An 8690-nucleotide genomic window follows, 5' to 3' on the forward strand; every position below is an offset into this window, starting at 1 on the left:
TTGCATAATGAAAGTAACCTATGAAAACTTGTTAAATAAGTAAATATACACACTATATCTTTCATGACTTTGAATGTATTTTCAATATTATTCAAGGGCTGTTTGAAAAATATTCCCCATAAGGAAGGAGTTTTTATGCAAATTATTAAACGTGATGGTCAAGTGGCTGAATTTGATCCAGATAAAATTTACCAAGCTATTATTAAAGCTGCCAGAACTGTCTATGTCATTGATGATACATGGCGTCAGAACTTGGCACAAGTCACTAAAAAAGTTGTACTGGACTTAGAGGAAGCACAAATTGAACGTCCTACAATCAATATCATCCAATCATTGGTTGAGAATCGCTTGATGGACGCTGGTTATATCAACATCGCAGAGCATTACATTTCATACCGTTTGCAACGTGATTTGGAGCGTAATGGTTACGGTGACAACATTATTGTTCATCTTCGATTTGAACAAATCAAGTAGAAGTTACAAAATCCATTTAATACTAAAAATAAAATAAAAAAAATGTTTGGGGCATGATTCAATCTGCCAATACTCAAGTAAAATCAAAATCAGACGAGGAAGTAAGACGAAGCTAGTACTAAAGTATGGTAAGTCCAAACCGACACTGTATCATTTTGATTCAAAAGAGTAAAAAAACATTCTTTTTTTAGTGATGTCCAATATTATTTGAGTCTTTTCTGTAGTGAATTTATAGTCATTTGAATTAACTTTGATTCATCGTCGCTATCGGCTTGCCGTACTCTACTTGATAGAAACATAGTTTCTTCAAGACCAATCTCCAAGAGTTTGGGAATATACTCTTTTGTAAACTGACTTAAGTCAGTTTTTATTTCCAACCTCAAACAGTTACTTCCCTGACTATTTGAGCTGTCTTGGCATCTGTTTTTTATCTGAAAGTTAATTCACTCGACTATAACTTAATATTTTTTTGATTAAATCAAGATTTTGGGGCAATTTTTCATTATAATTGATTTTAATATAGTTTTTATTGGTGGAAACAATATAACAATTTTCTAAAAAATCAAGTTCTTTTGAGAATGTCAATTTTCCCAAATAAGGTTTAGGTAAACTTAATACAACCGACTGGGGAAGAATTTGATAAGATTCTAATATCTCCATATCCTGGATATATTTTTCTGCCTTCTCTCTTTGTTTTTGAAATACTTGCTGTAAATAGGCTACATTTTTTTCAAACATCCCATTATCCAAATAGAGAGATAAAGCTTTCTGCATAATTAGGCTCGTATCATAGTCCATCATTTTTTTATGAGCCAAGAATCCTTCCATCAAAATAGTTGGGAGAATGAGTGTAGCTAATCTAAGTGCTGGAAAGAGCGTCATGGAAAAAGATTTCAAATAGATGACATGATCAGAAGTATCATAATAATGTAAGGGTAAATCTGTTGTTTTTGCGAAATCGCCCATATAATCATCTTCAATAATATAAACATCATAGCGCTCAGCCAATTCGATGATTTTTTTCTTTTCAGCAGTCGTGTAAGAGAGTCCCAAGGGATTTGAAAAACGTGAGATGGTATAGAAGAATTTTATATCATGTTCTCTAAAAAGCATCTCTAATTGATTTAAATCTAAACCTTGAAAATCTCGATTAATAGTAAGAAAAGGTAACTCTAAATCATTAACCAAATCAATCATTCTGTGATAAGTCGGCTGTTCTAATAATATTTTTGATTTATTATTTGGAAAAGCCATCTGAGATAGGATGTATAAAGCCTGTTGTGTACCTGAAGTGACTAGTATGTTATTTTCTTTAGTGTAGATGGCGTCCTTTGAAAGGTAGGTTTTTAAAGAGCTCAGCAATTCTTCTAAACCCTGATGTTGATGATAGTAATTAAAAAGAAAATTTTCACGATTGGTTAGTGATTCATTAACGCAAAGTCTGAAGTCTTCATATGCCATATTATTATAATCTTCAAGGCTAATTGTAAGAGGGGATTCATTTTTTTCTTTTCCCTCCAAAACATAGTATCCACTCTTCTCGACAACATAACAATAATTTCGATATTTCAATTCAAGTAATGCGCGTTGAGCTGTATCTTTGCTACAATGATAGTTTTGGCTTAAATGTCGAACAGAAGGCAGTTTTTGTCCTTTTTGTAAAATGCCACTTTCGATGCCAGAGATTAAATCCCTTAAAATTTTTTGATATTTGCTAGCCATAATCTGTCCCCATACAGTTTGTGAATATCTCTATTGTAATATATATTGAATTTTCTTACAATTATTTTTATACATTAGCTACTGTATTTGAATTCTTTAGATTTGTGGAGGTTGTTTTATGCCTATTAAACGTCTTACTGTTGCTGCCTTTTTCATGGCCTTAGTCATTATTTTGAGCTCTAGTCCTTTATCAATTCCAGTTCCTGGTGGTCATTTCTATTTCAACGGCATTATTATCTTTTTGGTTGCACTCATTTTCCCACCAGCACAAGCTGTTATTATTGCAGGAATAGGCTCATTCTTAGGGGATTTCTTTTTTTATCCTGCACCCATGTTTGTCACATTGGCTACCCATAGCCTTCAAGTACTTGTCATTTCTGCACTAGTTGTTAATAAAAATGCAGGTAAAATCAAAGTTATTACAGCATTGCTACTGGGCGGAATAGTAGATATTATTGGATACTATCTCGGTCGTTCATACGTATATGCAAATGTTAGCTATGCCATTCTTAAACTCCCTTTTGACATCGTCGCTGTCATACTCGGAGCAGCAATAACTTACTTTATTTACTATCACACAAGTTTTTTGAAACAGTTTAATAAAAGTATTAGGAAATAGCAGAGCTAGGAAATTGAGTAGTTAATCTTTTGTTTTTAACTTTCTAAATTGAAACTCAGTATTTTTTGATTGCATTCTTTTTAAGCAAGGTATATACTAGTATATACAGAGGAGGTGTTTTTATGACAATTGTAAAAGCTCGAAAAGTTGGAAATTCTATTACAGTTACACTTCCCAAAAATCTTGGAGTAGAAACTGGTCAAGAGTTCCTCATTGAAGCAGGTCGGAATAATGTTATCATGTTAGTACCAAAGGTTCCTAACCCATTTAATGGTCTGGATGATTTGCATATGGATGATGATTTTGAGGGAGTAAAACTTCTTGATAATGAAATCTAATTATATACCTCAAAAGCAAGATATCATCTGGATTGACTTTGATCCATCTTCAGGAAGGGAAATTCAAAAAAGGCGACCGGCACTTGTTGTTTCCAGTGATAACTATAGTAAACAAACAGGTTTTGTTGCAGTTTGTCCCATTACACATGGTCAAGCTAAATTGAAGGCAAAAGGACTGTTGGTAGAAGTTATATCCGAAAAAGTAGATGGCTTTGTTAATCCATTTCAACTACATACCTTTGATTTTAAAGCTAGATATGCAGAGAAAATAACTGTTTTAGATGATTTTTCTTTTGCACAAGTAACACAACTCTATCGTTTTATTTTTGAATGATACCTACAAAACTTACTCAATAATTTTTGAATAATATTACTGACACAGTGTAGGTATTTATGTTATAATAATTTCAATCTAAAGCCGTTTCGACGGCTTTTCTCTATGTTTTTGAAAGGAAGAAATAGGGGATTATCTTAAGAGAAACTTCCCTTTGTATCTTAAATCATGTCAATTTTAGAAGTTAAAAATCTCAGTCACGGTTTTGGTGACCGTGCTATTTTTGAAAATGTCTCCTTCCGTCTTTTGAAGGGTGAACATATCGGCCTTGTCGGAGCCAATGGTGAAGGAAAATCAACCTTCATGTCCATCATGACTGGTCGTCTGCAGCCAGATGAGGGAAAAGTGGAGTGGTCTAAATATGTGACTGCTGGCTACTTGGATCAACATGCTGTCCTTGAAAAAGGGATGACCGTCCGCGATGTTTTGCGCACAGCCTTCGATGAGCTTTTCAAGACAGAATCTCGCATCAACGACATCTACATGTCTATGGTAGAAGAGGGTGCTGATGTGGATGCCCTCATGGAAGAAGTTGGAGAGCTGCAAGACCGTTTGGAATCACGTGATTTCTATACCTTAGATGCTAAAATTGATGAAGTGGCACGCGCCCTGGGTGTTATGGATTTTGGCATGGATACTGATGTGACTGATTTATCAGGTGGTCAGCGTACAAAAATCCTTTTGGCGAAGCTTTTGCTGGAGAAACCAGATATCCTCTTGCTTGACGAGCCAACCAACTACCTTGATGCCGAGCACATTTCTTGGCTCAAGCGTTACTTACAAGAGTATGAAAATGCCTTCGTCCTCATCTCTCACGATATTCCATTCTTGAACGACGTTATCAATATCGTTTACCATGTGGAAAGTCTTGATTTGGTGCGCTATGCCGGTGATTACGATAACTTCCAGTCGGTTTATGCTATGAAAAAGGCACAGCTGGAAGCAGCTTATGAGCGCCAGCAAAAAGAGATTGCAGACTTGCAGGACTTCGTTAACCGCAACAAGGCGCGTGTGGCCACTCGAAACATGGCCATGTCCCGTCAGAAGAAATTGGATAAGATGGAAATCATCGAGCTCCAAGCAGAAAAACCAAAACCAGAATTTCATTTTAAAGAGTCTCGCACACCAGGACGTTTTATCTTCCAAACGCAAGACTTGGTTATCGGTTATGACCGCCCATTGACTAAAGCACCGCTTAATTTGACCTTGGAACGCAACCAGAAGATTGCTATCGTCGGTGCTAATGGTATTGGTAAATCAACTCTTCTTAAGAGTTTGTTGGGAATTATTAAGCCTTTGGAAGGTCAAGTTGAAACGGGTGATTTTATTGACTTAGGATATTTTGAACAAGAAGCAGAAGGCAGTCGTCAAACACCTCTTGAAGCAGTTTGGGATGCTTTCCCAGCTCTCAACCAAGCTGAAGTTCGCGCAGCTCTTGCCAAATGTGGTTTGACATCAAAACACATCGAAAGTCAGATCCAAGTCCTTTCAGGAGGAGAACAAGCCAAGGTGCGTTTCTGTCTCCTTATGAACCGTGAAAATAATGTCCTTGTCCTTGACGAACCAACCAACCACTTGGACGTTGATGCCAAAGACGAACTCAAACGCGCCCTTCAAGCCTTCAAAGGCACTATCCTTATGGTCTGCCACGAACCTGATTTCTATGAAGGTTGGGTAACAGACGTTTGGGACTTCAATGAGTTGATTTAAGAGGATTATTCGATTATAAAACAATGAGTAAGCATGTTAATTGCTTATTCATTTTTTATTTGCTAAACTTGTATCTATAACAAATACAATCGGAAAGGAATCATAATGGATACAAAATTTTCAGTGGCCTTGCATATTTTAGTCTTCATTTCTGAAACAGATAAGATTGCCTCATCAGAAAATCTAGCACAATCAGTTAATACCAATAGCAGCCACATTCGCAAAATTACAGGACTTTTAAAACAAGCAGGTCTGATTTCCAGTCAACAAGGAAAATCAGGCTTTAGCTTGGCTATGGAGCCAGAAGCCATTGGCCTAGATATAGTCTATCGAGCAGTTTATCCTGAAAAGGAAATCTTGCATGTCCACGACAATCCCAATCAAGCCTGTCCTGTCGGAAAACATATCCAGACTTTGGTTCAGCCTAGCTTTGACCAGGCCCAAAAAGCCTTTATTTCTCAGTTAGCTAATCAGAATCTAGCTGACCTTATCACAAATCTTTATAAAGAGGAGAAAAACAAATGAAAGCAGCCCTACACACAAGATACAACAAAAACAATATCAAACTTAACTTAAAAGATGTTGCTAAACCACAAGTTGGACCAAATGATGTCTTGGTCAAGGTAAGTGCAGCAGGTGTCAATCCAGTGGATAATATGATTTCTCGAGGAGAGGTTAAAATGATTGTGCCTTACACATTACCTCAAATTGCTGGCAATGAAATGGTTGGATTAATTGAAGAAGTAGGGATCCAAGTTACAGATTTTAAAGTCAGCGATCGCGTCTTTGCACGTTTGCCACTGGATAAAATTGGTGCCTTTGCTCAATATGTTGCTGTTGATGAAACAGCTCTCGCTCTTGTTCCAGAATACCTGACTGACGTCCAAGCGGCAGCTATTCCCCTAACCGCCCTAACGGTTATGCAATCCTTTGATTTGATGGGAGTAGAACCCGGGAAGACTATCTTCATTTCTGGCGGTACCGGTGGCGTAGGAGCCATGGCCATCCCTCTAGCTAAGGCAAAAGGATTAAAAGTTATTACAAATGGCAGAGCTGAGCACGAAGAACGTGTCATGTCACTCGGTGCAGATCAATTTATTGATTATAAAAGTCAAGACTACACTAAGCTCTTAGCTAATATAGATTATGTTTTGGATACGCTTGGTGGGGAAGAGACAGAAAAACAAATGACTATCATGAAAAAAGGTGGTCAGCTTGTTTCCCTGCGCAGCATGCCAAACGATGTCTTTGCTAGGCGCATGAATTTACCAAAATGGAAACAATTCCTCTTTAACTTGGCTGGACGTAAGTTTGACAAGATGGCAGCCAAGCATGGTGTGACCTATCATTTCGTTTATGTTGAGAGCGATGGTCAACAACTGCAAGAAGTGGCTGATATTTTTACCCAACTTCAAATTAAACCTTCTATAGACACTGTTTTCCCATTTGAAGAAGTTAATGCTGCGTTGGAGAAGGTTGCTGAAGGACATTCGAAAGGTAAGACAGTACTGATAATAGACTAAAGATATTTTCAAAGATGAATTTATTCTCTTTTTCAGCTATAATAAATTTACTTTAGAGGAAAAGAGGTTCGTAAATGAACAATATTATAGATATCAATCTGCCTGTTGCTGAAATCCTAAAGCAGAATCCAGAACTTAAGGATCTCTTTGTGCAACTCGGTTTTAAGCCCCTTGCAAATTCAGCTATGCTAAATACAGTTGGCAAGGTAACAAGTTTGAAGAAAGGCTCAAAACTAGCAGGAATTTCACTGGATAAAATCGTTAAAACTTTAGAGTTTAATGGCTATGATGTAATAGGAGTAGAAGAATGACAGAACAACGTATTCAAGTTTTAAGAGACATATTGTTAGACTTACATCATGGCGCGAGTCCAGAGTCTGTTCAAGAACAGTTTAACAAGCATTTTAAAGGAGTATCTGCTCTAGAAATCTCCATGATGGAGCATGAGTTAATGAATTCTGATGCTGAACAAGAAGGGCACCCTGTCTATGTTTTTAAACAGGAAAATTTAGCTTTACGTGCAGCTATGCTCCGCATTCGTCGTATCATTGAGAATTATGGTAAGCCTGAGAATACGGAAATCCGAGAGGAATTACTTCAAGGGCTCCGTCATCAGATGACTTTACTTGGTCAATTTCATAATCACTATACACGTAAAGAAAAGTTATTCTTTCCTATTATGGAACGTTATGGGCATGACTCCCCTCCGAAAGTGATGTGGGGAGTAGATGACGAGATTCGTGAATTATTCCGAGTATCTCAAAATGCTGTCAATCAGTTGCCTCAAGAATCAATTGAGAAAATTTCAGAGGTTTTTGAAGCATTTGCTCTAGAATTTGAAGAGATGATTTTCAAGGAGGAGGCTATCCTTCTTATGATTTTACTAGAAACGCTAACCCAAGATGATTGGCTTTCTATCGCCAAAGAGAGTGATGCCTACGGTTATGCCATCATTAAACCTACAGCAGAATGGGTACCTGATCGAGAAAGTTTCGTAGAAAATGTTGAGACTGAACATTCTGAAATACATTCCAATACACGTGTCATTGACACCCCAGAGGGCCAGTTTACTATTTCTTTTACACTGAAAGAAAAAGAATCTGTCATAGATCGTTCCACACCACAACGTTTTGGAAACGGCTTCCTATCTGTTGAACAAGCTAATCTAATTCTTAACCATCTCCCCTTGGAGATTACTTTTGTTAATAAAGACGATATCTTCCAATATTATAATGATAGTGCACCAGCTGAAGAGATGGTTTTTAAAAGAACACCTTCACAGGTAGGTCGAAATGTTGAACTCTGCCATCCACCAAAAGTCTTGGATAAGGTAAAAAAAATCTTTACCCTCTTACGAAATGGAGAAAGAAGTAAGGTTAACATGTGGTTTAAGTCAGAAAAAATGGGCAAATTTGTTTACGTCACCTATGCAGCGGTTCATAATGATAAAGGTGAGTTTCAAGGTGTGCTCGAATATGTTCAAGATATTCAAGAATTTTTAGACTTAGATAGTGATGTTAATAGAGATATTTAAGATTTATTTTACTAGATAAGTTTACTATCTTCTAAACTTGAATTGGTAGTAGAATGCGTCCAATTTTAAGTTTCTGATAAAAGGATGAATCATGATAGTATAATTCTGTACAGGTATAAAATATATAAGCTCATAAACAGGGCAGAAAAAAATGAGGCTGGGCAAAAACTAGCTTCAAAATAAAACCACACAGTGATTTCCGTCTCGAAAACAATCAAGATGAAAGAATCACTGTGTGGTTTTTGAGTATGTGATGTTTTTGAGCCTAGATTCTTGGCCAATTTTGTGAGATTCATACTCATGAAGAGGAAGCCGACTTCCGTTTGGACGGCTTGATTACCTCTAACGTGAACTCTGCGAACGCCAAAAACACTCTTCAATCGGCCAAAAACGGGTTCGACATCGATTTTCCGTTTGGCGTAGATACGAGAGCCTT

11 protein-coding genes are annotated in these 8690 nt (G+C 37.0%); 9 read left to right on the forward strand and 2 right to left on the reverse strand.

Features of this window, described 5'->3' with window-relative positions:
• The first annotated feature begins 135 nt into the window (after positions 1–135).
• Positions 136–474, forward strand: a complete 339-nt coding sequence (locus F601_RS0103930; RefSeq protein ID WP_018164371.1) for an ATP cone domain-containing protein — start codon at positions 136–138, stop codon at positions 472–474.
• 438 nt (positions 475–912) lie between these two features.
• On the opposite strand, the gene F601_RS0103940 is transcribed toward F601_RS0103930, so the two are convergent.
• Positions 913–2196, reverse strand: a complete 1284-nt coding sequence (locus F601_RS0103940) for an aminotransferase-like domain-containing protein (RefSeq protein ID WP_018164373.1) — start codon at positions 2194–2196, stop codon at positions 913–915.
• 118 nt (positions 2197–2314) lie between these two features.
• Between F601_RS0103940 and F601_RS0103945 the strand changes: the two genes are divergently transcribed.
• The 8 genes from F601_RS0103945 to F601_RS0103980 all read left to right on the forward strand — a co-directional run bounded on the left by F601_RS0103945 (position 2315) and on the right by F601_RS0103980 (position 8254).
• Positions 2315–2815 carry an ECF transporter S component gene (locus F601_RS0103945; RefSeq protein ID WP_018164374.1) on the forward strand — a complete coding sequence of 167 codons (501 nt, stop codon included), beginning with the start codon at positions 2315–2317 and terminating at the stop codon, positions 2813–2815.
• A gap of 122 nt (positions 2816–2937) precedes the next feature.
• Positions 2938–3153, forward strand: coding sequence for a type II toxin-antitoxin system PemI/MazE family antitoxin (mazE, locus tag F601_RS0103950; protein WP_018164375.1), 216 nt, complete (start codon positions 2938–2940; stop codon positions 3151–3153).
• Positions 3143–3487 (forward strand): type II toxin-antitoxin system PemK/MazF family toxin, encoded by a 345-nt coding sequence (locus F601_RS0103955; RefSeq protein WP_018164376.1) that lies wholly within the window; start codon positions 3143–3145, stop codon positions 3485–3487. The genes mazE and F601_RS0103955 overlap by 11 nt, the downstream gene beginning before the upstream one ends.
• 168 nt (positions 3488–3655) lie before the next feature.
• Entirely contained in the window at positions 3656–5197 is a 1542-nt protein-coding gene (locus F601_RS0103960; RefSeq protein WP_018164377.1) for an ABC-F family ATP-binding cassette domain-containing protein, read from the forward strand.
• A 105-nt stretch (positions 5198–5302) separates the two neighbouring features.
• On the forward strand, positions 5303–5722 hold the full coding sequence (locus F601_RS0103965; protein WP_018164378.1) for an Rrf2 family transcriptional regulator: 420 nt from the start codon (positions 5303–5305) through the stop codon (positions 5720–5722).
• Entirely contained in the window at positions 5719–6720 is a 1002-nt protein-coding gene (locus F601_RS0103970; protein ID WP_018164379.1) for an NADP-dependent oxidoreductase, read from the forward strand. The genes F601_RS0103965 and F601_RS0103970 overlap by 4 nt, the downstream gene beginning before the upstream one ends.
• A gap of 74 nt (positions 6721–6794) precedes the next feature.
• On the forward strand, positions 6795–7031 hold the full coding sequence (locus F601_RS0103975) for a DUF1858 domain-containing protein (protein WP_018164380.1): 237 nt from the start codon (positions 6795–6797) through the stop codon (positions 7029–7031).
• Entirely contained in the window at positions 7028–8254 is a 1227-nt protein-coding gene (locus tag F601_RS0103980; protein ID WP_018164381.1) for a DUF438 domain-containing protein, read from the forward strand. Before F601_RS0103975 ends, F601_RS0103980 begins: the two co-directional genes overlap by 4 nt.
• A gap of 89 nt (positions 8255–8343) precedes the next feature.
• Here F601_RS0103980 and F601_RS12850 read toward each other — a convergent pair.
• Positions 8344–8690: transposase (locus F601_RS12850; RefSeq protein WP_018164382.1), on the reverse strand; the 347-nt coding region annotated here is incomplete at its 5' end.

The organism is Streptococcus henryi DSM 19005, assembly GCF_000376985.1.
In the GTDB taxonomy this organism is placed as follows: domain Bacteria; phylum Bacillota; class Bacilli; order Lactobacillales; family Streptococcaceae; genus Streptococcus; species Streptococcus henryi.

Excerpts from the sequence above, each read along its gene's own strand:
- F601_RS0103940 (WP_018164373.1), bottom strand. The coding sequence starts at position 2,196 with ATGGCTAGCAAATATCAAAAAATTTTAAGGGATTTAATCTCTGGCATC.
- F601_RS0103980 (WP_018164381.1), top strand. The coding sequence starts at position 7,028 with ATGACAGAACAACGTATTCAAGTTTTAAGAGACATATTGTTAGACTTA.
- mazE (WP_018164375.1), top strand. The coding sequence starts at position 2,938 with ATGACAATTGTAAAAGCTCGAAAAGTTGGAAATTCTATTACAGTTACA.
- F601_RS0103975 (WP_018164380.1), top strand. The coding sequence starts at position 6,795 with ATGAACAATATTATAGATATCAATCTGCCTGTTGCTGAAATCCTAAAG.
- F601_RS0103955 (WP_018164376.1), top strand. The coding sequence starts at position 3,143 with ATGAAATCTAATTATATACCTCAAAAGCAAGATATCATCTGGATTGAC.
- F601_RS0103945 (WP_018164374.1), top strand. The coding sequence starts at position 2,315 with ATGCCTATTAAACGTCTTACTGTTGCTGCCTTTTTCATGGCCTTAGTC.
- F601_RS0103965 (WP_018164378.1), top strand. The coding sequence starts at position 5,303 with ATGGATACAAAATTTTCAGTGGCCTTGCATATTTTAGTCTTCATTTCT.
- F601_RS0103970 (WP_018164379.1), top strand. The coding sequence starts at position 5,719 with ATGAAAGCAGCCCTACACACAAGATACAACAAAAACAATATCAAACTT.
- F601_RS0103960 (WP_018164377.1), top strand. The coding sequence starts at position 3,656 with ATGTCAATTTTAGAAGTTAAAAATCTCAGTCACGGTTTTGGTGACCGT.
- F601_RS0103930 (WP_018164371.1), top strand. The coding sequence starts at position 136 with ATGCAAATTATTAAACGTGATGGTCAAGTGGCTGAATTTGATCCAGAT.